Source organism: Pelagibius sp. Alg239-R121, from assembly GCF_947331435.1.
In the GTDB taxonomy this organism is placed as follows: Bacteria; Pseudomonadota; Alphaproteobacteria; order Kiloniellales; family Kiloniellaceae; genus Denitrobaculum.
Genome location: NZ_CAMZOF010000003.1, coordinates 359,743 through 383,929 on the forward strand (window position 1 = coordinate 359,743; position 24,187 = coordinate 383,929).

18 protein-coding genes are annotated in these 24,187 nt (G+C 56.5%); 8 read left to right on the forward strand and 10 right to left on the reverse strand.

The annotated features are described in order from the left end of the window. Positions 1-8: 8 nt before the first annotated feature. The 4 genes from QMZ18_RS12020 to QMZ18_RS12035 form a co-directional block, all read right to left on the reverse strand. The gene (locus QMZ18_RS12020; protein WP_282606535.1) at positions 9-1,340 is read right to left on the reverse strand and encodes an HlyD family type I secretion periplasmic adaptor subunit; all 1,332 of its coding nucleotides are present in this window, start codon (positions 1,338-1,340) and stop codon (positions 9-11) included. A 98-nt stretch (positions 1,341-1,438) separates the two neighbouring features. Next, entirely contained in the window at positions 1,439-3,859 is a 2,421-nt protein-coding gene (locus QMZ18_RS12025; RefSeq protein ID WP_282606536.1) for a type I secretion system permease/ATPase, read from the reverse strand. 295 nt (positions 3,860-4,154) lie between these two features. After that, entirely contained in the window at positions 4,155-7,607 is a 3,453-nt protein-coding gene (locus tag QMZ18_RS12030) for an acyl-[ACP]--phospholipid O-acyltransferase (protein WP_282606537.1), read from the reverse strand. 86 nt (positions 7,608-7,693) lie between these two features. After that, positions 7,694-8,290 carry a TetR/AcrR family transcriptional regulator gene (locus QMZ18_RS12035; protein ID WP_282606538.1) on the reverse strand — a complete coding sequence of 199 codons (597 nt, stop codon included), beginning with the start codon at positions 8,288-8,290 and terminating at the stop codon, positions 7,694-7,696. A 707-nt stretch (positions 8,291-8,997) separates the two neighbouring features. Here QMZ18_RS12035 and QMZ18_RS12040 point away from each other — a divergent pair. Then, complete coding sequence (locus QMZ18_RS12040) at positions 8,998-10,371, forward strand: TolC family outer membrane protein (protein WP_282606539.1); 1,374 nt, start codon at positions 8,998-9,000, stop codon at positions 10,369-10,371. A gap of 226 nt (positions 10,372-10,597) precedes the next feature. After that, entirely contained in the window at positions 10,598-10,879 is a 282-nt protein-coding gene (locus tag QMZ18_RS12045) for a hypothetical protein (protein ID WP_282606540.1), read from the forward strand. Positions 10,880-11,041: 162 nt separating this feature from the next. Here the strand turns inward: QMZ18_RS12045 and QMZ18_RS12050 are convergent, their stop codons facing one another. Both QMZ18_RS12050 and QMZ18_RS12055 read right to left on the reverse strand, forming a co-directional pair. Next, on the reverse strand, positions 11,042-11,662 hold the full coding sequence (locus tag QMZ18_RS12050) for a ribbon-helix-helix domain-containing protein (RefSeq protein ID WP_282606541.1): 621 nt from the start codon (positions 11,660-11,662) through the stop codon (positions 11,042-11,044). Between the two features lie 264 nt (positions 11,663-11,926). Next, entirely contained in the window at positions 11,927-12,277 is a 351-nt protein-coding gene (locus tag QMZ18_RS12055) for a hypothetical protein (RefSeq protein ID WP_282606542.1), read from the reverse strand. Positions 12,278-12,510: 233 nt separating this feature from the next. Here QMZ18_RS12055 and QMZ18_RS12060 point away from each other — a divergent pair, with 233 nt between their 5' ends. From QMZ18_RS12060 to QMZ18_RS12080, 5 genes are all read left to right on the forward strand, one after another. Continuing rightward, complete coding sequence (locus tag QMZ18_RS12060) at positions 12,511-13,317, forward strand: TIGR00730 family Rossman fold protein (RefSeq protein WP_282606543.1); 807 nt, start codon at positions 12,511-12,513, stop codon at positions 13,315-13,317. A gap of 366 nt (positions 13,318-13,683) precedes the next feature. Further along, positions 13,684-14,007, forward strand: a complete 324-nt coding sequence (gene clpS, locus QMZ18_RS12065; RefSeq protein ID WP_282606544.1) for an ATP-dependent Clp protease adapter ClpS — start codon at positions 13,684-13,686, stop codon at positions 14,005-14,007. A gap of 7 nt (positions 14,008-14,014) precedes the next feature. Next, complete coding sequence (clpA, locus tag QMZ18_RS12070) at positions 14,015-16,336, forward strand: ATP-dependent Clp protease ATP-binding subunit ClpA (RefSeq protein ID WP_282606545.1); 2,322 nt, start codon at positions 14,015-14,017, stop codon at positions 16,334-16,336. Positions 16,337-16,561: 225 nt separating this feature from the next. Continuing rightward, the gene (locus tag QMZ18_RS12075) at positions 16,562-17,800 is read left to right on the forward strand and encodes an HNH/ENDO VII family nuclease (protein ID WP_282606546.1); all 1,239 of its coding nucleotides are present in this window, start codon (positions 16,562-16,564) and stop codon (positions 17,798-17,800) included. Between the two features lie 22 nt (positions 17,801-17,822). Next, positions 17,823-18,404 (forward strand): suppressor of fused domain protein, encoded by a 582-nt coding sequence (locus QMZ18_RS12080; RefSeq protein WP_282606547.1) that lies wholly within the window; start codon positions 17,823-17,825, stop codon positions 18,402-18,404. An 8-nt stretch (positions 18,405-18,412) separates the two neighbouring features. Here the strand turns inward: QMZ18_RS12080 and QMZ18_RS12085 are convergent, their stop codons facing one another. Further along, entirely contained in the window at positions 18,413-19,567 is a 1,155-nt protein-coding gene (locus QMZ18_RS12085) for a GNAT family N-acetyltransferase (protein ID WP_282606548.1), read from the reverse strand. A gap of 165 nt (positions 19,568-19,732) precedes the next feature. Here QMZ18_RS12085 and QMZ18_RS12090 point away from each other — a divergent pair, with 165 nt between their 5' ends. Continuing rightward, positions 19,733-20,356: a hypothetical protein gene (locus tag QMZ18_RS12090; protein ID WP_282606549.1), complete on the forward strand. Its 624-nt coding sequence runs from the start codon at positions 19,733-19,735 to the stop codon at positions 20,354-20,356. Between the two features lie 3 nt (positions 20,357-20,359). Here the strand turns inward: QMZ18_RS12090 and QMZ18_RS12095 are convergent, their stop codons facing one another. The 3 genes from QMZ18_RS12095 to QMZ18_RS12105 all read right to left on the reverse strand — a co-directional run bounded on the left by QMZ18_RS12095 (position 20,360) and on the right by QMZ18_RS12105 (position 24,153). After that, positions 20,360-21,613: a glutamine synthetase family protein gene (locus QMZ18_RS12095; protein WP_282606550.1), complete on the reverse strand. Its 1,254-nt coding sequence runs from the start codon at positions 21,611-21,613 to the stop codon at positions 20,360-20,362. A 202-nt stretch (positions 21,614-21,815) separates the two neighbouring features. Further along, positions 21,816-22,283 (reverse strand): RidA family protein, encoded by a 468-nt coding sequence (locus tag QMZ18_RS12100; RefSeq protein WP_282606551.1) that lies wholly within the window; start codon positions 22,281-22,283, stop codon positions 21,816-21,818. 55 nt (positions 22,284-22,338) lie between these two features. Beyond that, positions 22,339-24,153, reverse strand: coding sequence for a DUF4153 domain-containing protein (locus QMZ18_RS12105; protein ID WP_282606552.1), 1,815 nt, complete (start codon positions 24,151-24,153; stop codon positions 22,339-22,341). Between the last annotated feature and the right edge of the window lie 34 nt (positions 24,154-24,187).

Genomic DNA, 24,187 nt, shown 5'->3' on the forward strand with positions numbered 1-24,187 from the left:
GGAACTGCTCAACGCTCCCGCAAAGCCTGGTCACGTGCCTTTAAGATCGGTTTGAGCAGATAGTCCAACACGGTCTTCTTGCCGGTCAGAATCTCGACGGTAGAGGTCATGCCCGGGATGATCGGCAGTTCGGCGCCGTTGCGTTGGAGCGTGATATCACCGGTCCTGAGATAGACCCGATAGAAACTCTCACCCTGGTCATCCTTGATCGTGCCGGCCGATATGGTCTCAAGCTGCGCGTTGAGGCCGCCGTAAATGGAAAAATCATAGGCGGTAATCTTGATGGTCGCTTCTTGACCAGGGCGCAGGAACGCGATGTCGGACGGGCGGATCTGCGCTTCGATCAAAAGTGTGTCGTCCAACGGCACGATTTCGATGATGTCTTCCCCTGGACGAATGACGCCGCCAACTGTGTTGTGTTTGACTTCCTTGATGGTGCCACGCACCGGCGAACGAACCTCGGTTCGTGTCACCAGATCTTCGCCGGCGGTCAGGGACTGGCTGATCGACTGTGCTTCCGTCCTGGCCTGGCTGAGTTCTTCGGAGACCTGAGCTTTCGTTGAAAGGACCAATTCGTCGATACGCTGCTGGGCTTCCAGAACCGCGGTCTGCAGGCGCGGCATGCTAAGGCGAATGGTTTTCAGCTCGCCTTCCAGATCCGAGACCTGGCGGTCAATTCGGATAAGATCCAACCGCGGACTGATCCCCTTCTTGACCAGGGGGGCTGTGATTCCGCGTTCTTCCTGTGCCAATTTCAGGCTTCGGCGGAGCTGTTGGCTGCGGCTCTTGGCCTCGGTTATTTCCTGTTCGCGCTGGGACTTCTGCGCCTGCAAAACAGCGATCTGAGCGGTCAGCTGACGTTTCCGGTTGTCAAATTGCAGGCGCTGGGTCGAGACCTCTCGGGCCGCATTTTCGATGACATTCTCGGAGAACTCGATTTCTCTGTCTTCCAGCTCGGCTTCGAGGCGGGCTGACTTCGCCAGCAGGGCAAAGTACTGGCTGCGCGTGTCCTGGAAAGTTGCCCGCGCCGCCGTGTTGTTGATGCGGACCAGAATATCGCCGGGTTCAACGATGTCGCCTTCACGCACCATGATCCCTGCGAGGATGCCACCCTCGAGATTCTGAATAATCTGGGTCTTGCTGGAGGGAACCACCGTGCCTTCGCCGCGTGTTACCTCATCCAGAACCGCATGGTTCGCCCAAATGCCGAACACAAGGAAGAACAGAAACGATGTCAGCGTCAGGATATAGGCAAAAGCACGACCGCGCCGGCGCGCCGCGGCGTGGACGTCGGGCATGAAGAAAAGGTCTTCATCCTTGTAGGGGTCGGAAGTCGACATGCGTCCTAATTCCTCACTGACTCTCTCGGTGCAACTGACCGTGAATCACTAGCATCTGATTTTCCCATTGCACTCCGATGTACTGCCACCTGCACACGTCAATTCGCACCGGCACGAATGCGCCCCTGCTTCAAGGCTTCTAGGACTTCTTCCTTTTTGCCGTCAGCGACGATCTTGCCGTTGTCCAGGATGATCAGACGGTCCACGAGGCTGAGCAGCGAACTGCGGTGGGTTACAAGCAAAAGGGTCTTGCCGACCATCGCTTTGCCCAGGCGGTTTTTGAACATCGCCTCAGTCGAGTTGTCCATACCGCTGGTCGGCTCATCCATCAAAATGATCGGTGGATCGAGCAATAGAGAGCGCGCGATGACGACCGCCTGCCGCTGTCCGCCCGACAACGCCATGCCGCGCTCGCCCACCTGTAGATCAAATCCATGCGGATGAGCTCGAAGAAAGTCGCTGACGCCTGCGACGGCAGCGGCTCGCAGAATGGTCTTGTCGTCGACATGCGGTGCGCCGAAGGAGATGTTTTCGCGCACCGAACCGAAGAAGAGATAGTTGTCCTGTGAGACATAACCGATATTACGGCGCAAATCCGCTGGATCGATTTGACGCAGATCAGTGCCATCCATCAAAACCGAGCCTTCGGTCGGTTCGTAAAGGCCGAGCAAAAGGCGCGCGATGGTGCTCTTGCCTGACCCGATCCGCCCCAAGATGCCGATTTTCTCACCGGGCTTCACCTTGAAGCTGAGGTTGTCGAGGGCCAGGGGTTCCTGGTTCGGGTAGTTGAAATTGATCTTCTTGAATTCGATCTCACCGCTCAGGCGCGGCCGATGCAGGAAGGTTTTGTCCTGGTCGCGCTCGACAGGCGATTTCATCAGGGTGTCCAGCGACTTCAATGCGACCCGCGACTGCTGGAGCCGGGTCAGCATGCCTGCAATGGCGCCGAGCGGAGCCAGCGCACGGCCCGTGAGCATGGTCGAGGCCACCAGGGCGCCCATGGTGATTTCACCTTCGGAAATAAGATGAACGCCGTAGATCACGACGATAACCGTCACCAGTTGGATTGTGACCTGGGCGAAGGTCGTTGCGATGCCCGAGAGGAACCTTGCTTTGCCCGATGACTCCGCAGTCAGGCCGACAAAGCGTTCCCAGGAACGCTGCACCCGGCCCTCGGCGGCGGTTGCCTTGATGGTCTCCAGACCATCGATGGTCTCAACGAGCAAAGCGTGCTTCTGGCTCGACTCCCGATGCGTCTTTTCTATGACTTTCCGCAAAGGTATCTGCAGACAGACACCCACAAAAATCACGATCGGTACGGCAATCAGAGGGATCAGGGCAATCGGACCCGACACCAGGAAAATGACACCGAGGAACAGAAAGATGAAAGGCAGGTCGACAAAGGCGACCAGTGTTCCTGAGGTGAAAAACTCTCGCAGGCTCTCGAATTCGCGAAGATTGTTTGCCATTGCGCCGGTCGAGGGCGGTTTACTGGAGAGCTTCATGGACATCAGCTGCTCAAGCAACCTGCTGGCGATAATGACGTCTGCATTTTTGCCGGCAATATCGACGAAGTAAGTGCGCATGTTGCGCATAACGAACTCGAACAGGAACACCGTGCAAACGCCGAGGGCCAGAACCCAAAGCGTCTCAATAGCGTTGTTCGGTACGACGCGGTCGTAGACGTTCATGATGAACAGTGGGCTCGCGATCGCGAAGCAGTTGATCATGATCGAGGCCAGCGCCACGTGACTGTAGATCGGCCAGAACTTTGCCAGCGTGCCCCAGAACCAGGCTGTCGGCTGCTTGAGTCGGATGTCCAAGGCGCGATCGTCGAACTTGAACTCGGGCCGTGCAAAGATCGCGTAGCCGAGGTACTGCTCCTCCAGTTCCTCGATGTCGATGGTCTTGGTGCCGCCACCGCCCTCGGGCACCATAATTTCAGCAGACTGCTTGCCCTTGATCTGGGTGAGAACACAAGCCCCACTGCCTTTCAGCAGCAGAATACAGGGCAGGGTCACCTGCTGTATGGATTTTAGTTTGGGCCGGCGGACGACGCGCGCCGTAAGCCCGGCGCGTTCGGCGGCCCGGACTGCCAGCTCAGGAGTGAATCGCTGTTCGGCGTGCGGGAGTCCGGCCTTAAGAGCTTCCGCCGAAATCGGGCGCTGCAGCAGGGTGGCGAGGAAAGTGACGCATTGTACGAGCGGGTCTTCGAAGTCGACCATCGAGGGGGCAACATGCCACTCGGACTTAGCCGCTTCCAAGAGGTCCTCCGGTTGCAGCGGGCTTGTTGCTTTCTCGGCTTCCGGCTGCTGCGCGCTCCCCGATTCAGTGTTCAGCGGAGTCCCTGTCGATGCAGGCGCTGAATCCGTTGCGGATTGCGGTGCAGTGCCGGATCCAGGCTGGGGTGTCGACTCAGGTGCTGGCTCGGTCGTCGCGGCTTGTGGAGACTGACTTGCTTGCTGTTGCGGGGATGCGGAAGCTGTCCTCGCCCCGACGCTGTAATCGCGAGGTGCCATCGTGCTCTTGTGGTCTCCTGCAGTCATTGCGACCGGATTTGTTCCGTAACCGGATTGTCATTGTCTCGCACCGGCTCAACCGACGCATGGAAATTACGACGGCAATAATCCATCACTAGGTGCTTCCCATTGGTTAATGCCTCTCAAAAGATGGCATTGAATCTACACATTATGGTTAACGCAGTGTGAAAGGGCACGAAAAATACTTTTCTGCGGATTGCCTGACGACATGGGGGCGGTGGCGGCAGTGAATTTCACTCTGCCGCCACCTAAGCCGTGGGGAGCAGGCCTCAGATCAAGCCAAGCCGAGTTTTTCCTTCGCAAAATCCGTTACTGCGCCATAGTCGGTCTTGCCGCTGCCGAGCAGAGGAATCTCAGTAATCTCGTGCAGGAGCCGCGGTAACTGGATCTCTGCCCAGCCCTTGGTTTTCCCATGCGCTTGCAGCTCCGATGGCTCGGCCTTTTCACGAGTCGTCAGAAGAACGATCTGTTCACCCTTTTTGGGGTCGGGCAGGGCGGCGGCAACATGTTGCTCGTCGGGCCAGAGTTCTGCAGCCAGAGCCTCAATCGCCGTCAGACTGACCATTTCGCCGCCGATCTTGGCGAAGCGTTTAGCGCGACCTGCAATGGTAACGAAGCCCTGGTCATCCAGCTTGCAGATATCACCGGTGTCGTACCAGCCGGTCTCGAGCGGTTGCAGCACCGCCGGCTTGTCGGCCTTTAGATATCCGCGCATGACATTGGGGCCACGGACGAAGAGCCGCCCGGCTTCCGGATCCTCAAGGCCGGGTACCGGCTCCAGGCGCGACTCTAGCCCGGGCAGGAGACGTCCGACCGTTCCGGGTTTGAAGTGCATGGGCGTGTTGACGGCCAAAACCGGAGCACATTCCGTCGCGCCGTAGCCTTCAAAAATGCGCAGGCCGAAGCGCTCAGCCCAAATGCGCCGGGTTTCATCCTTCACACGCTCTGCGCCGGCAAAGACGTACCGTAGGGAATAAAAGTCGTAACTATCAGCCTTGGCATAGGCCTGCAAAAAAGTGTCGGTCGCAAACAGGATCGTCGCGTTGCTGTGATAGATCATCTCCGGAATCACTTTGAAGTGCAGGGGCGAGGGATAGAGAAAGCTCGGGACCCCGGAAAGCAGAGGCAGGATCAAGCCACCGGTCAATCCGAAGGAATGAAACAGCGGCAGGGGATTGAAGACCTTGTCGACCGGATTAAAGTCCAGCACGGATGCGACTTGCCTGCAATTTGAGACGACGTTGCGGTGACTGAGGGCGACACCTTTGGGCAGCCCCTCCGAGCCGGAGGTGAAGAGGATGACAGCTGTATCGTCTGGACTTATCCCACGGCGCCGGTGCAGCGCAGCGGCGAATGGACGTTTTGCCAGAGCGGACAGGCGATCGAATGTCGTAATCTTGTCTCTGACGTCTTCCAGGTAGATGAGTTCGACGTGAGCAGCGAGCGCTTCTTCCAGCGCGGTCAGCTTGCCGAGCTCAATGAAGCGGCGCGAAGTAATCACCTGCTTGATGTCCGCGGCCTTGATTGCTGCCTGGATTGATGCAGCGCCGGCTGTGAAGTTCAGCATGGCCGGGATTCTTCCCGTTCCTGAGAGACCCAGAAGCGTGATCACGCTGCCCACTGTATTGGGTAGGAGCAGCCCGACGGGAATTTCGGATGGCAGACGTTTTTCCAACGCTCGCCCCACGGCAAGACTGGCGGTGAGCAGGCCATCGTATGTGAAGGGCTTCTGCTCGACATCCCGTAGGATCTCGCTCTTTCGGCCATGGGCAAGCCTGGCGTCCAGAAAGGCGTCAAAGAGAGTTTGCGGGGTGTCCGAAGTCTCGAACATCATTTCAGACATGACGTCGTAGAGCTTTTGCGCCACGTTCTTGCGTCGCATCCGACCTGATAATCCCTCGTCACCATGGAATTCCCGGGGCTCCAGGACCGTCACCGTGATTTGCGGGAACCAGCGTTGGTGCACTTTACCTTTCAGATAGGTCAATCGGCTGTGCTGGACGCCATCCAAACGGATTGGAACGATGGGGGCATCCGCTTTGTCGGCGATCATGCCCGGCCCTTCGTATATCTTCATCAAGGCGCCGGTCTGGGTCAGCCGGCCTTCCGGGAAGATGACACAGCGCTTACCCTTGGCGACTTCCTTGATCAGGGATTTGGTCGCCATTGGGTTGGTTGGGTCCATCGGGAAGGCTTCGACCAGCGAAAGGAACAACCGCACCCACCATTTCTTGGCCTGCTCGGTGTCCACCGCGAAAACCAGCTGTCCAGGCAGGAAGGCCGCGAGCAGGAGGCCGTCCAGATAGGACACATGGTTGGCTACGATCACGGCCTTGTCGCCGACTTTCTGCAGGTTCTCGACATCGCGGATCCTGACCTTGAACAAAACCCGCAAGATGGCCGCGGCCGTGGTTTTGAAGAGCTCCTGAGGCAACAGCTTGCAGATGTAGACAGCTGCGATTGCACTGCCGACCGCAATCGCCAGGAAAATTTCGATGATTGTCGCGCCGATTGCGAGTGCGCCCGCAGTCAAACCCGCGGCCACGACAATGAAGAGCGCATTCAGAATGTTGTTGGCGGCGATGTTACGCGAACGGTGCGCGTCCTCGGACCGGCTCTGCAAGATGGTGTAGAGCGGAACGACGAAGAGGCCGCCGAACATCGCCAGGAGAGTGAGATCGATCAGAAAACGCCAGTTGTGCCAATCGACCAGAAAGCTTGTTGCGGTATAGGTCACATCCGGCATTGTCACTGAACTGGCCGCAATGGCGAGATCGAGCGAGAAGACAGCGATCCCGAGGGCACCGAAGGGCACATACTTGGCACTGACTTCGCCCTTCAACAGCTTGCTGCAGAGCATCGACCCGGTCGCGATGCCGATCGTAAAGGTGGCGAGCAGGAGGGTTACGACTGTTTCATCACCGCCGATAATGTTTTTGGTCAACCCAAGAAACTGGGTCAGATAGGTTGCCCCCACGGCCCAGAACCAGGAGATGCCGAGGATCGAGAGGAAAACGGAACGGTTCCCGGCTGCATGCCGCAACACCCGTCGGGTCTGCCCGAACAACAGTGCATTTCCTTTACCCGCTTCCTGAATTTCGGTTGATGGGGTGGGCACGGCAGGCATGGCCGTTTTGGGAATAGCCCAACTCGCAGCCAGTCCCAGAACCGCGCAGATCAGAAGTCCCGCACTCACCAGGCTACGCCCCGCTTCAGCCTCGATCAGCAGGCCGCCGGCAATGGTCCCGGCCAGGATGGCAAGAAAGGTTCCGCCTTCAACCAGTGCGTTGGCATTCAATAGCTCATCAGGCTTCATCAGCTCAGGCAGGGCCGAGTATTTCACCGGTCCGAAAAAGGATGATTGCGTTCCCATGAGGAACAACGTGGCGAGGAGCACCGTAACGTCGCCACTGAAAAAACCATAAGCCGCAAGTCCCATGATGGGAATTTCCATCGTCTTGATCAGACGCATGAGCCTGGTCTTCGACATGCGGTCGGCTATGTTGCCCGCCCATGCCGAGAAGAGGAAAAACGGCAAGATGAAAAGGCCTGTCGCCACGTTGACCAGGATTTCACCTTGGCCGTTCGTGTTGTCAGCCAGCTGAAAAATGATCAGGAAGGCCGCTGCGTTCTTAAAGAGATTGTCGTTCAGGGCGCCCAGGAACTGGGTTGCGAAATAGGGCAAAAAGCGTTTGGTCTTCAGAAGAAACATCGGGCCGTTGGACATAATCGGCTCCCTAGAATTTTTGTATCAAATGAAACTTTTTGAGAAATTGACGGGCTTTCGCCCTGTGTGCACCGGCGGAACGCTGATTACGGACCCCCGCTCCGGTCCCCACAATTGCTTCCAAGGCAGGCTAATGCTGTTTCCACAAGGTCTTCCATGATCGAGGACATCGATGTTTCGAGACGTCCATATATCATGAAGACCGGCGGCTGCGTGATCAGACCCATAATGAACGCCGTCATCAGATTGGGATCGGATTTACGGAATACGCCGGCCCCTACGCCCTCCGATATGATGCCGTAGAGTACCGATACCGGAGTTTTCCGGCCTTGCCCGCTATAGGGCAGGGCCTGATGCTGGGTGAGCAGCAGGAAGCGAAAACGCTCGGGCGCCTCATCATAGAGCCTGCATACATCCCGCAAGATGACGGAGAGCTTCTCCCGCGGACAGCTTTCCCGACCGGCAAGGGTGTCCCAGCGTTCGGCAAGGACGCTGTAGTGTTTATCGAACAGCACTTTGACCATCTCATCCTTGCTCGGGAAATGCCGATATAGGCTGCCTTCGGCAACACCCGCGCCCGCCGCCAGGTCGCGGGTCGAGGTTTGCTGAATACCCTGTTCGGCGAACAGGCGTATGGCGGCATCTTCAATCTTCGCCCTTGTTGCGTCCGATCTGCTGTTCATCGCATTTCCGATAATGAGTGAGCGCTCACTTTTAATTGGGTGCTGTAAAATCTGTGTCAAGGATGTGGTGTGCTTGAGCGTCGGCGTTGGTGATTGAAGAGGCCAAAAACCCGAATCACTTTCAATCTGTACGGTGGGCAAGCTGTTTTGCGTTTTCGCCAAACGAGTGAAGAACAAATAGGTTCTCCAAGCACTCCAGGCTCTATAGAGGGTGTAGCTTCCATCTGGTTGCTCTATTGCAATTGTTTTCAAGAGTTTAGGCAGAAAGGCCTTGCGAAAATCTAAAGCGGTGTGGGAATAGATGGCTACAGATACCTGCCGCATTCGACCCTATTTTGCTGTTCAGGATCGCTTTTTAAGGCTGATTGGGGCTGTCTGCCCTATCAACACTTGGTTAACCCTGGATCAACTATGATCGGCAGACGTTCATTCTGAGTGTCGTTTTTCAGGAAAATACTCTCCAAAAAGTTGTCTTGTTTCCACGCTGCCTCTACGACTATTGGTGGCCGCAAAGCTGGTTTGCAAACTTCGCCTAAGGCTTCAAGACATTGACAGTTCGGGAATTTTAACTGTAAAAGGCTGATCAGAATCTGCGTGGTGGATGTAGGGGGGCGAGTCTCTCGTGGGTGGTGTCGTCACCTCCCAAGCCGAGAGAGGGTGTGTCCTAGCCGAATTACGCTGTAATGATGTTGTAGGGGAAATCATAAATGCGCCGTTCTCTAGGTGGCTTCGACCGCAATTTTAAAGCTGTATTGCTGGCAAGTGCGGTTCTTCTTCCGTTTGTCTCTGAAGCACAGGCGATTTCCCTAAAAGATGCTGTGGCCAATGCTATATCCACAAACCCGGACATTGGGATTGTGGCAAGCAACCGGGAGGCTGTGGATCAGGAATTAAGGCAGGCACGCGGCCTCTATCTTCCGCAGATCGATGTTGCTGCCGGTTACGGTGTTGAGAACCTCAACAACCGGACGTCCCGGCTGGGTGGTGGCGACAGCAGCACCCAGAACCGCAGAGAGTCTTCGATCACTCTTCAGCAGCGGATCTTCGACGGTTTTGACGCGGACAGTACTGTCGCGCGCGAAAAGGCACGTGTCGAATCCGCGGCAGAGCGGGTCAGGGAAAACAGCGAGTTTCTTGGCTTGGATGTTGTCGGCGCCTATTTGGAAGTTCTCCGCCAGCGCGAACTGATTGCCCTGGCAGAGACCAATCTTCAAGTGCATTTGGACATTATTGCGTCGCTCCAGGAACGGCTCAACGCGGGTAGCGGCAGCCGTGCGGACGTCAGCCAGACTGAGGCGCGCGCCGCGCGCGCCCGGGCCACTCTGACTCAGACCTATAACGACCTGCGCGACGCCGAAGCCAACTACACGCGGATCGTCGGTGAGTTTCCCGACGATCTGAACGCGCCGGTCCTGCCAGACAACGTTCTGCCGCTCGACCTGCCGGCTGCACTGGATCTGGCAGCAAAAAACAATCCGACGACGAAGATCTTCGAAGCCGACGTTCGCTCCGCGGATGCTGAAGTAGGTATCTCGGAATCGACCTTCTACCCCAGCGTTTCGCTCGAAGCCGAATCCGAATACAACGACGGAACCGACAGTTTCGACACCTATGAATTCAACAATCAGGTGATGCTGCGTGTTCGCTGGAACCTGTTCCGTGGTGGCATTGACCGAGCCGCGCGTCAGGAAGCTCTGTCACGCGTTGCCGAGAGCAAAAACCGCCGTTATCAGGCTCTTGTCGAATCGCAGCGGGAAATGCGGCAGTCATGGTTCGCTTTAGAAGCCAACCGTCAGGCGGTCTCTGATTTCTCGAGTTCGGTGGAGTTCAACAAAGAAACCCGCGATGCTTATCTCGAGCAGTTCAATGTGGCTCAGCGGACCCTTCTGGATGTGCTGGATGCTGAGAACGAACTTTTCGTCTCTCAGGGGCAGCTGGTTTCTGCCATGACCAATGAAGAGCTGGCGGCCTATCGTGTTCTTGCTCTCAGCGGCCAGTTGCTGTCGACGCTTGAAGTTGCCGCGCCTGAGCAGGCTAATGTGGAGCATAAGTCCTGGGCGGAAGGCATCTTCGAAGATTAACCGCTTTGTGACTGGCCGTCTGATTCTTGTGCTTGCCTTATAGTTAACGCTTTTTGTGCATTTCTGGCAGCGTCTGTACCGCTCTCAGAACTGGCTAAAGACTTCTCAGAATAACCCCGAGTTGAAAGAAGCTCGCCTGTTTGGCGTGTTCCGCTGAGCATTGCCTTGACTCTTATGTTCGGGTATCTTTCGCTGAGAATAAGAATGCCAGGGTGTTGAAGTTACAATGATCGGAACCGGCGAACAGTCTACGGAACTGATGGACGAGGACGACACGGTCGTCCTGGACCTCGCTGATCTTTTGCCTGACGAATCAGGCGATGTCGTGCTGTTTTCGGGTGATGTGCTTCCTGTCAGCATCACAGCTCAGGAGGCTGTAACCGACCGCGGTGTCGCGGACGGGCATGTGACGGCGACCGGCGTGGACGTGACCGGCTTGAATTTTTACGCCTTTGAGAACGGTGTGACGATTTACAGTCTGTCGGACGTTACGATCACCGAGTCCTGATCGTTCGTGTGGCGAATCTCGCCATCAAAACACCAGACAATCCGCTGATTTTGCTGATAGTTTTGTAAAATTTCTCTAGCGTACTGACGCATGAGGCATTGGGGCTGTACTGCTGCGCCTTTGGAGGCCTTTGGCGCCTTCAACTGCGTGGGCCCTTCCGTGTTAGCGGGCCTGTGGGGCAATGGTCAGCCACATAACTGAGTAGAAGGTGAGCGGATCGTTGGACGGCAGCGCCAGTATCTTTCCTTGTGCAGTCGAGACGCGGCCTGGTGCGACGTGCAGAATACGGGCATCGATCGAGGCTGCACCGCCGTTAACCATATCCTGCCAAACTTCATTGAGCGAACGGCGTGTTCTGACTTGAACGATGGCGGTCAGGTCGGCACCCACGACCGGTGCGCCGGGCGTCCCCAGCCAACTGGTGAAGGCAGCGTTGCAAGCGATAATAGTGCGCTCATGAGAGAGAATAACGCCGGGCGTAGGACAGGCTTCGACGAGGTCGACAAGCGATGCGCGTCCGTCGCCGAGGTGTTGCTCCGCCAGTCCCCGCTCGGCGTCAAGCATGCAAAATACACGTAAGAACGAGGAAAAATTTTTGCCTTGATAGGTCTCTTCCATCTGGGCAACGAACTTACCCAGCCGGAGTTGATTACGGGCTGCCAAGTCTTCCAGACCTCGCCAAAACACAGGCTCCAAGCGGATCGAGTACCTGCGATTGTTGAACTGGACGATTCTAGGTTTCGGTTCTTGTTCGCTCGGTCTTGCCTGCGCGGGTCGTGCCATGTGTTCCGCCTGCTTGGCTAAAAGCCTGTAAGCAAAAACTCATATAATAATATGTAGGTTTTTTCAACACATGACGATGGCTTAGACCGGGGCGCTCAGATATGGGTAGGCTGTCAGGGCGTTGCGTTGGCACAAACGGCACCCTGTTTTGCACGTAAAGCTGCGGCTGAGGCTGCAGGATGCGCTTTCAGTGTGCGGCTATTGCTACGGGTTATCGGGCCAGGTTGAGACCATCAAGGAATAGGAGTCCTCAACCTAGGACGTTCAGGGGAGCATCAATTCTTCGCTGTCGCCAACGATCGATCCCAGGTCTGTCAATTTGCTCCGCAAGCCATACCTGCGTGAGAGCTTCTTCTGCGCAGCCGATGGCAAGTCGGTCATCACAATGACCCGTTTGTCGATCAAGACAGCGATCAGATCTTCCAGCACGCGGATCATATCGATATCCGATGCAGCGAGATCATCTTTTACGACACCGTGCGGGACCTTACTCGAACGCCCGAGAAAGGCCTGCAACTCGGGAGCGGCTATATCTAACTCTTCGGTCGCGATGGAACTTCGCTCGATATGAACCGAGGTGATTCTGCCGTCGCTGTCCCGGATCACGTAGGGCATTGAAAAACTCCTGATGACTTGGTTCAGGCTATGCTCGAGTCGTTAAGTTTGAGTAAGCGTGGTTAACTTTGAGTAAGGGAATTTTGTATTCGGAGACGCCACATAACCAGGCGCGGGCGGCGGGATGTTGTCTTGCTCGGATTTCGATAGGTTTGATTGATAAAGTGGCGTTATCGTGAAGAGCGACAGGCGTCCGACCCAGCAGGCGTCCAACTAGAAGGATAAAGGGCTTAATGGCCGATAAAACTCCAAAGGCTTACCACGACGACAATTTCATGGGCAGTCCGAACGCCCGCTCGCTCCGGATTCTTGCGGAGTACCTAGAGCCGGAGAGTCGGTTTCGCAGATATAAAATTGATGACACGATTGTGTTCTTCGGCTCAGCCAGAATTAACTCGCGTGACGAAGCCGAGGCCGCCTTGGCCGAAGCCGAGAGCAGTGGCGGCGACATTGAAGCGGCACAAAAGAAGGTCGAACTCTCGCATTATTACGAATCGACTCGTGAACTAGCGCGCAGATTCACCGAGTGGTCGAAATCTCTGGACGACGTCGACAAGCGCTTCGTCGTCTGCACGGGCGGCGGACCGGGGATTATGGAAGCTGCCAACCGGGGCGCGTCCGAGGCGCGCGGTGTGAACGTGGGGTTAAACATCTCGCTGCCGTTCGAACAACACGAGAATCCCTATGCCACCCGCGAACTGATTTTCGAGTTTCACTATTTCTTCATGCGGAAGTTCTGGTTCACCTATCTGGCCAAGGCCATGGTCGTCATGCCGGGTGGTTTTGGGACGCTCGACGAGTTGTTCGAGACTTTGACTCTGATTCAAACCGATAAAATCAGAAAAAAAATGCCGATTGTTCTCTTCGGCAAGCGTTACTGGGAAAATGTTATTAATTTTCAAACGCTTGTCGACTTTGGAACGATCAGCAAAGAGGATCTCGATCTTTTCCTCCTGACCGACTCGATCGACGAGGCTTACGACTACGTCACCGGGCAGCTCGCAACTCATGCTTTGGATGTTCGGGGGCCGAGTCTTTGAGTGTTGGGGTCGCCTGGTGACTCTGAATATGCCAGGCAAGCTATTGATAAAGCAGTGACAGTTCTATCTTCCATGCAGTGGATGAACTGCGGCGCAGGTTGTCCTGCGACGGCGTGCTTGGTCATACCGTCAGATCGAGATTACTCGCGTGAAGCGTGCCAACGTCATTGCCATACATCGGCCTTATTTGCCGGAAAAATTATTCGCGGCGTAAACCGAATGTTCAATTTGAGCGTGCTTTTTAGATTCAAGGGCTTTTCCCATGCTAATCTATCCCAATATTCTCTAGCTGAGAGGAGGGCAACAGACTTAAAATAGCCCACGGGAATTTGGGCAAGATTATCAAGAGGGAATGCATCGAGTTCGATGAGTGACGACGGGAGAAACGATAACGATACCTCGACCGGGATTGTCGTCAAAAGCAAGCCTAAGACGAAGAAACCGGCGATGTACAAGGTTTTGATGCTGAACGACGATTACACACCAATGGAGTTTGTCGTCCATGTTCTTGAGAACCTGTTTGGTAAGACGCGCGATGAAGCGACCCGCATCATGCTGCATGTGCACCAGCGCGGCGTCGGCGTCTGCGGCATCTATAGCTATGAAGTTGCAGAAACCAAAGTCACGCAGGTCATCGACTACGCACGGCAGAACGAACATCCGTTGCAGTGCACGCTAGAAAAGGAATAGTGCCCAGATGCTCTCCAACAACCTAGAACAGACGCTGCATCGTGCCTTGGGCTTGGCGAATGAAAGACGTCATGAGTATGCGACGCTCGAGCATCTTTTGCTGGCCCTGACCGATGATCCCGATGCGGTTGCTGTCCTGCGTGCCTGCGGGCTCGATCTGGATAGTCTGCGTAGCGACATTCTGGATTACATCGACAACGACCTGACCAGCCTGATCACCAGCCAGCTCGGAGACGCAAAGCCGACCGCTGGCTTCCAGCGTGTGCTCCAGCGCGCGGCGATTCATGTTCAGTCCTCGGGCCGCGAAGAAGTCACCGGCGCGAATGTCCTGGTTGCGATGTTCTCGGAACGCGAAAGCCACGCCGTATACTTCCTGCAGGAGCAGGAGATGAGCCGTCTCGATGCTGTGAATTACATCAGCCACGGCATTGCCAAGGTCGAGGGTATGGAAGAAACCCGGACTGTACATGGCGCCGACGAAGACGGTGATCCGGAAAAAGTTGTGCGCAAGGGCAACGAAGCCCTGGACGCCTACTGCGTCGATCTGAACAAAAAGGCCGCTGACGGCCGGATCGATCCGCTGATCGGGCGCGCCCATGAGATCGAGCGTACGATCCAGGTGCTGTGCCGCCGAACCAAAAACAATCCGCTGTATGTCGGCGACCCCGGCGTTGGCAAGACGGCCATTGCCGAAGGTCTTGCGAAACGCATCGTGGACGAGGACGTGCCGGACGTGCTGCTGGATGCGACCATCTACTCGCTCGACATGGGGGCGCTGCTGGCAGGGACCCGCTATCGCGGTGATTTCGAAGAACGCCTGAAGGCGGTGATTTCCGAGATCGAAGCCTTGGAAGGTGCGATCCTTTTTATCGACGAGATTCACACGGTTATCGGTGCGGGTGCCACGTCAGGCGGTGCCATGGATGCCTCGAACCTGCTGAAGCCGGCTTTGCAGAGCGGCGCGCTGCGCTGCATCGGTTCGACGACATACAAGGAATACCGAACGCACTTTGAGAAAGATCGCGCTCTGGTTCGGCGTTTCCAGAAAGTCGACGTCAACGAGCCCAGCGTCGAGGATGCGGTCAAGATCCTGCGCGGCCTGAAGCCTTATTACGAAGAACACCACAAGGTCCGTTACACCAGCGAGGCTCTGCGCTCGGCCGTCGAACTTTCTGCGCGCTACATCGGCGACCGGAAGCTGCCGGATAAAGCCATCGACGTCATAGATGAGGTTGGCGCGTCGCAGATGTTGCTGCCTGAATCCAAGCGCAAGAAAACGCTCGGCGTAAAGGATGTCGAGGCCGTGGTGGCCAAGATCGCCCGGATTCCGCCGAAGTCGGTTTCCAAGGACGATACGGCGGCGTTGCAGAACCTTGAGCGTGATCTGAAGACCATGGTCTTCGGACAGGACGAGGCGATTCTCGCGCTCTCGGCAGCGATCAAACTGGCCCGCGCCGGTTTGCGTGATGCCGAGAAGCCGATCGGCAGTTACCTTTTCTCCGGTCCGACCGGCGTCGGTAAGACCGAAGTGGCAAAACAACTTGCCCGCTCGCTTGGCGTCGAGATGAAACGCTTCGACATGTCCGAGTACATGGAACGGCATTCGATCTCCCGCTTGATCGGCGCGCCTCCGGGCTATGTCGGTTTCGACCAGGGCGGTCTTTTGACCGATGCCATCGATCAGCATCCTCATTGCGTACTGCTGCTCGACGAAATTGAAAAGGCCCATCCGGATCTCTTCAATATCCTGTTGCAGGTGATGGATTACGGCAAGCTGACCGACCACAACGGCAAGTCGGTCGATTTCCGGAACGTCATCATCATCATGACCACCAATGCCGGTGCGTCCGACATGGCGAAACCCGCGATGGGCTTCGGCCGCGAAGCGCGGGTTGGCGAAGACCAGGAAGCGATCAATCGCTTCTTCACCCCGGAATTTCGGAACCGGCTGGATTCGACCATCAGCTTTAAGAATCTGTCGCCAGATGTGATGGTCCGTGTCGTCGACAAGTTTGTCATCGAGTTGGAAGCTCAGCTTGCAGATCGTAATGTCGCGATCGATCTGAGCGACACCGCCCGCGAATGGCTGGCCAAGATCGGGTATGATCCTCTTTATGGTGCGCGTCCGTTGGCGCGGGTGATCCAAGAGCAGATCAAGAAGGCTTTGGCCGAAGAGCTGCTGTTCGGCAAGCTCAACAAGGGTGGTCACGTGCGTGTCGACGTTAAGGACAACGCCCCGGTCTTCTCCTATCCGAAACCCAAGACCGAAGCTAAAAAGGCGTCGGCCAAGAAGCGCAAGCCAAAGGCGAAACCTGAAGCGGTTTCCTGACGTCGTTTCTACACTGCGATCATAAAAAGCTGTCACTCCTCTGGAGCGGCAGCTTTTTCTTTTTTATGGCTCGACGGAGCCGGTCTGCTTTTAACGGGTGGCGGAGAGCGCTGGGCAGAGAGTTCGTAACAGAAATTTTTTACATCGAAGCACGGCCGAGATTGTATAGAATGCCGAAACTTTGCGCTCTACAGGCGGCCTCATTCCCAATAAAAATGCGCGTTGATGTCACAGTTCGATTCCCTCCAACTTTCCGGTCTTTCGCACACCATCGTTCTTGGGAAACGATCAGACTTTGCCGGACTTCCTCAGCGCGTAAAGATCCTTGATCGGAGTGAGCTCGCCAATACGCTCAGGTCCTTCACATCACCGAATTCGGCCGATCTGCCGCGGTTGATGCAGTTCTATCGCCGGATTTCCTTGAGTCCGCAAATGCCTGAAGGCAGGGATATCGCCGATCTCTTGGCTGCGGCACTTTTGGCCAGCGGTTATTGCGGCATCAAGATCAGGAAGGGCGTCGAAGGGCCGTCCCTGCCGGTCGAACGAGCGGGGGAAATCAAGCCGATCGGAGCCACGAGCTTTCCTTCTGCCAGCTCCGAAGATAAGTACGGACGGGTTCTGGAAATGGTGCCCCAGTACTTACCTGGCGAGATGAAAGGGGCTTTTGCCGAACTGGTTACGCCTGAGGCGATTGGCATGACGGTCGCAATCCTCGTGGTTTGGGCAGGTTCCCACGCGGTCGGCGTCGGCTTTGCTATTGACGTGCTTCTGCTGGCGATCGGTTTTGCCATGGTGGGCTGGTCGATATTCGGTGCGGTCGGGGACGTACTCGAATTCTTTGAGATTATGGAAAATGCACGCGGCGATGCCGACCTGAACCGGGCCGCGCGGAAACTGGCGAGCGCTATCGCCGCGCTCGGTGTCGGTACTTTCATCGCGCTCCTCACGCGCGGCGCCGGTCGAATTACGGCGGCGCGAAAGGCCAATGTTCCCCGGAAATCAAGCGGCAGCTCTGCGGCTGCATCCGACTCACAAATCGCCAAGTACAAGCCTAAGACCGAGGATTCGAAACCTCGCAAGACACGGCGCGCTGAACCGGCTCCCTCTGCCGCCGTAGCAGATAAAACAAGCGATGCCGCTGCAAAGGGCGTAGATTACTCACGCCCATCAGGTTACAGAAAAGGAGTGAGGGATAAGGTCTGGGATGATGCTGTGGAACCGTCAACCGGACGAGTCCGTGATCCCGCAACCGGACGGTTTATGAGCAAAGACAAACCGTGGGACATGGGGCACAAACCTGGTCACGAATTTAAAAAGCACAAACAGAGCGCTCAAGACAGAGGGATAAGTCGGGAAACCTTTCTGGATGAACACAATACGCCGTCAAGCTATAGACCCGAACTTCCCAGCTCGAACCGCAGCCACCGAGGCGAAGACAAAACCGGTAGTTACTTTGGCCCCTAAAACAATATTTTAGAGTTTCGAAATGTCACAAATATCCAATGAAAATAAGACGATTGCTAAGACGGCGGCGGGTGTTTTTGGCGGTCAGCCAAAAGTCATTGGCTTCTGGGATGCCGACGACAAAAACAGCGTAGATCTTCTAATTTGTGAAGGGCGGCCTCAAAAGGGAGTAAACTCCTACTCCACTATCGGTTTGTCTGATGCCCCAATATTTGAGGATGGCCGTGAAGTTGGAGTGCGCGTCGAATTTGTCGGTGCCTGCGCTAGCTCTTGCGAGGAATTCGAGAATATTCTGACGACAGCGGCTTTTTGTATCATCAACTCACAGTGGTTTTGCTCTCCAGGAACCATTTTCCCCGACATCGTGTCGATGTACGAATGTTCGTCAACGATGCAGCACTTGATGTTTGTTCCTCCGTTTTTGTGGGATGAAGAACTGAAATCCCTGGAGTTCGATTCAAAGACAGTGGCATGGCTAATGGCCGTTCCGATCTCTGATGCGGAGTATCGCTACGCCGTGTCTGAGGGGCCAGATAAGTTGGAAGATCTGTTCGAGCAAAATCAGATCGACATTTTTAACATCAATCGGCCATCGGTGGTTTAGGCGAAAAGTCACTCACGCCTGAACGGACTGTAGTCCCCAAGCGCCTCAATATCCCGCCTCACTGACGTGCCCTCCCTCACCAGGAAGTCCGCAATCGCTTCGTTAAAGCCGGCGTCGCGGATCCAGTGTGCGCTGTAGGTTTCGACCGGCAGGTAGCCGCGCTGGATCTTATGCTCGCCCTGAGCACCGGCCTCGACGAATTTCAGGCCGTGCTGGATGGCATAGTCGATGGCTTGGTAATAGCAGGCCTCGAAGTGCAGGAAGCGGTAGTTGCCGTGGCAGCCCCAGTTACGGCCGTAAAGGGTATCGCCGCTTTTCAGGTTCAGGGCACCTGCGACGACTTCGCCCTCGTCCTCGGCGACCATGAGCACTACATTGTCGGCGAGGCTGGCGCCAATGCGGTCGAAGAATTCACGGGTCAGGTAGGCTTGACCCCACTTCTTGTCGCTGGTGGCGAGATAGAAGCTGTAGAACCTGTCCCAATGTAGGGCCGTAATTTCGTCGCCTGTCAGCGCCTTCAGGACGATGCCGCTTTCGGCTACCTTGCGGCGCTCCTTTTTGATCGACTTGCGTTTGCGCGACACCAGATCGGCGAGGAAGTCGTCGAAGCTGCCGTAGCCGCGGTTCTGCCAATGATACTGCAGGCCGATGCGCTTCAGCAGACCGGCGTCGCCGAGCTGTTCCCACTGTTCCCGGTTCGGGAAAGTTATATGCAGGGACGAGACGTTGTGACGGCGTCCTAGCTCCAGCATTCCGGCAATCAGGGCGTTGCGGATGCCGTCCTGCTCACAATCCGGCCGCAGCAGCAGGCGCGGGCCGGTCGCCGGTGTAAAGGGGACGCAGACCTGCAGCTTCGGATAATAAGATCCGCCGGCGCGGTGGTAGGCGTCGGCCCAGCCCCAGTCGAAAATATACTCGCCGTAGGAATGGCTTTTGAGGTAGAGCGGCACAGCGCCTGCCAAACGCCCGCTTTCGTCCGTGATGGTGAGGTGTTGCGGCTGCCAGCCGGTTTCTGCGCAGGCGGAGCCGCTTTCCTCCAGCGCGTTGAGAAAGGCGTGGCTGACGAAGGGATTGTCGCCTGCGCAGGCATCCCACTGTGCCCAGGGAACGTCGGCGATCCGGGCATGGACCGCGATGGCTACTCTATCGCTTCCGTCGGGCAAGGCGGGTTCCTGCTGTTATCAACTGTTCCGTCATAAGAGATGGCAGCTTATCGCAAGCCATTTGTCGATTGCACTTGAAGATATGACGCTTATGAACATGGTGTTGCCACAGTTTTTTGAACAGATGCCCATCAATTGATTCCTGAAGCACGATCAAGAAATATCATGATTCAATATTTGTATAGACAACTTCTGCGTTCTGCCTTGCCACTCGCTTTTTTCCTGATGGGGGTTTCCTGGGGGGTGAATGCAGCAGAGATTCCGCAGCGTCAGGCATCATATTCCGCCGATGCGGTTCTGCAGATCAATCAACGCCGGATAGCTTCCAAGGTTTACCATCATGAAGGCAGGGAACGGCGGGAATTCCAATTCGGCGGAATGCCGCAGGTCTTGATCCTACAGCCGGAACTCAATCGCGTCGTGTATCTTCTGCCCCTGATCAGCATCGGCATGGAGTTGCAGCTCGAAGAGGGCGAATCCCTGCCGAATCTGGCTCATTTTGCGTCATTGAAACCAAAGACGCTGGGCCGTGAGACGGTCAACGGTGTGGCCGCGACGAAGTATGATGTCGAACGGCTCAAGGCAAAGGAGCCTTATACCCTGACGCTTTGGCTGACCGACGACGGCATTCCGGTGCAGGCCGAAGCCTCGGATACGCGCGGAGACTACCGTCTGATTCAGACGAACATTCGGCGCGGCGCACAAGACACAGCGCTCTTCGAAGTACCTGATGGTGTCAAGCTGGCGCCGGTGGACGCCGCGACCCTGCGGGGCCTGTTCGGCGGATAGCGCTCAATCCGCCTGAAGATACCAGTCGTATTCGACCCGGCTGATATGGCTCTCGAAACGGTCGAGTTCTGCCTGCTTGCAGGCAATGTAGGCATTTAGATAGTCATGGCCGAAGTAGTCACCGAGCAACGGGGTTTCGCCGAGACGGTCTAGTGCCCGCCGTGGCCGGAAGGGCAGGTCGGGGTCATAGGCATGGCCTGTATTGCCTTCTCCCGGTGAACCGGGGTCGCATTCATTTGTCAGGCCGTAATGAATGCCCGCCAAGGCGGATGCCAGAGTCAAATAGGGATTGGCATCCGCACCGGCCATGCGGTGCTCGATGCGCCGGGCAGCACCCTCGCCAAGCGGGATCCGGAGCGCCACAGATCGGTTTTCGTAACCCCAGCAACGACGGATCGGCACAAAGATGTCGGGCACATATCGCCGGAAGGAGTTGACGTTCGGGGCGATGAAGGCCATCGCCTCCGGCAGTGTTTCGAGTATGCCGCCGATTGCGTGCTTCAGGCGCGGGCTGGCCGGGGTGTCTTTGCCACCATCGAAGATATTCCGGCCCTGATCGTCCAGCAGCGAGATGTGCATATGCAGGCCGCTGCCTGCCGTGTCCAGGAATGGCTTGGCCATGAAGCTGGCCTGGAAACCATGTTTGCGGGCCACGCCCTTGACGGTGCGCTTAAAAAATATGCAGTGGTCTGCAGCCTTCATGGCATCGTCGAGATGATGCAGGTTGATCTCGAATTGACCGGGTGCATATTCCGATGTGATCGCGCCGGTGGCGATACCCTGCACCTCGCAGGACTTGCCGATTTCTTCGATAACACTTGCGAAGCCGTCCAGTGCGTCCATACCGTAGACTTGGGTGCCGTTGTCGCGCTGTCCCGTAAGGGGTGAGACCGGCGGTTGCGGAACGCCGCCTTCGCCGCGCTGCCGGTCGAACAGGTAGAACTCGAGCTCGAAGGCGACCACGGGCCTCAGGCCCAGCGCCTTGATGCGTTCGAGCACCGACAGCAGGATGTTACGGGGCTCGAATGGGTAGGGGCTGCCATCGGCCTCGCTGAGGGTAATGAGCGCCTGCGCGCTTGGTTGTGCCGCCCAGGGGACCGGTAGAAGCGTGCCCGGCACGATCTTCGCGACCCGGTCCGGATCACCGTCGGAAAACCCGAGGCCTGCAGGATCATGGCTCTGCCCGAGCGTATCGAGCATGAAGACGGACGCTGGAAAGGCGAGACCGTCGCTCGTAACCTTCCCGAACTCAGACATGGGATACCGTTTCCCGCGGATTACACCTGAAAGGTCAGGGAAGATCGCGTCAAGGCTCCGCGTTTCCGGGTGCTGGGTGAGGAATTCCGCCGCTTCGGGCGTCAAATTTGTCGTTGTATCTGGCATAATCACTATTCAGCCGCGCGGGCACGTCCGGGTCAAGGCCGTCTGTGCCCGCGCAACCGATCGCATGTGGAGGCGTTTACTCCAGCTCTGCTGTCGCTTCGATTTCAACAGCGACGCTGAAGGGCAGGGACCCGGCGGAGACAGCGGCCCGGCAATGACGGCCCTTATCGCCGAAAACCTCGACCATAAGATCGGAAGCGCCATTGATGACTTTTGGCTGATCGCCGAAGTCTGGGGTGGAGTTAACGTATCCGCCCAAGCGGACAATGCGTTTGATTTTGTCGAGATCCCCGCCGCAGGCTGCCTTGAGCTGAGAGATGATGTTGACGCCGCAGAGCCGGGCTGCGGCCACGCCGTCGTCCAACGAAACCGAATCACCGAGTTTGCCCTGATAAAGAAAGGCGCCGTCCTTAACGGTCACCTGACCGGAGACGTATATCGTCTTGCCGCTGATGACGTAGCCTACGTAATTGGCCACGGGTGCCGCAGCTTCCGGCACTTCGATTCCGAGTTCCGCCAACCGCGCATCAATCTGTCCCGCCATGGAGTCTATCCCTCACCTATCTGGAGTTAAAATTTTGGAGGGGAGTTATAGCGGATTAAGGTGAGGTTTCGCCAGGGGCGAACCGTTCGAGTGATGCGCGACCGTTTGTTTGCCGCAGGCGCAGGATTGCGTTACCGATTTTCAGGTCGCGGTGATCACTTGGTACGCTAGAGAACTGGCCATCTGACAGTGCATCCCAGAGATCGTCGCTGACATCATTGTATCTCAGCACAGTGACGCGCCAGGCTTTATCCTCCTGTTCAAGAAGATAAATATGCGTCGCGCCATTTTCCCGTATGGCAAAGATCAGTTCGTTGCCAGGATGATCGGTCAGATCGACCGAGGCGATAAGGCAGTCGGCCTTGCCTGCCTCGGCGCAGTTCCGCAGGGGAAGGTCATATTCACGCAGTGTGAAGATCGCCTCGCTGTTGGGAATGCTGAGATCTGACGGTATCCGCTGAACGAGGTTTCGATTTCCCAAGGTCGTACGGCGTTTTTCGGTTTCGGATTCAGATTGGGGTTGCTTCCATTCCCAGTAGTGGTTGGCGGCCGCCAGCCTTGCGAGGTTTTCGGCCACAATTTCTTTTGATGCTGCGCCGCTATCCTCCGCGATTGATTTCAGCACCTCGTGTCCCGGACCGCCTAACTCGAACTTCAGAAATCCGAAGTCGAACGACTGTGGATCTGCCGCGCCGCTGATCAGGCGCTCATACTGGCTTTTAGCGCTGAGAACGAAAGGATCGGCCAAGGGCGTTTGCATCACAAGCGCGGTGGCCGCGACGGCTAGGGCGATAAAGACATTGGCGCGCCGGCAAACCGCCATCCAACGACCGCGGAACATAAAGGACAGAACGTAGGCAAGGCAGTAGATCGAGAGAAAGCCCGTTGCCACTGCAATCCAGACACGTTCCGGCGTGAGGCCATAGTCGGATATCCGAAGATGGATTGCGTAGTAGGCAAAGCCACAGAAACACAGCAGGGCCGGCAACAAGGCTATTGTGCTGTAACGGAGCAGCCTGTTCGCCTTCAGTATTTCGCTGCCGTCGCGTAAAACCGCGTTGCTCAGGATGACCCCTATGGTGATGAGCGAGAGCAGCGTGGCGGACGCACTGATCACGCTCGAGAGCTTTTCGAAACCACCCAATGCCAGGGCCCCCAGGAAGCCAATCGCGAGGAGCAGGAACACCGGGTTGAGTACCGACAACAGGGAAAAGAGAACAGCCCGGAGCGCCGCGACAATCCGCGCGTGATCGCGCGCAATGAAGATCCCTAACGCCGTAGCGGTGGTCGTTGCCGGAATAGCGAAATACGTCTCTTCAATCAGCCTCTGGAGCGCATCAATCCCGACGCTTTCGAATAAGAGCGCGAAGAGGAAAAGGATCAGCCAAAACAGGCCCATGAACCCGTGACCCACCAGCGCAAGCAGGCCGTTGTTCCAGGAGTGTACGAAAAGCCCCTCGTAGGAAAACGACAGATCCCCGTCGTCGAGCCAGGTTTGAAAGAAAGGCAGGGCGATATAGGAGAAGACGATCGATTGGCCGCAAAGAATGGCAATCAGGGCCGAGTTTTCGGCAAACTCCACTCCGAAGCGATAAATGGCGGTGGTGGAGAGCAATCCCTGGCAGAAGACTACCGCCAGGGCAAAGACTGTTGCTGGAATGACTTTGCCTGGACGCGCACTCAGGACAAACAGGAGTGCCCCGAGCAACAGGGCTTGGGATAGAGAAAAGGACAAGGCGACATCGTCGGTGTGCTCGGTCACAAGATGGGTCAGCAGACCGCAGGCGACACCGATAATCAGGAAGATCCCGGCCCAGGCTTTTGGGAGTGGCTGCTGCCGTATCGCCATCGCGTTATCGCTTGAGTTCATAATCCGTCCGCAACCAAGCTGTTCAAACCGCGGG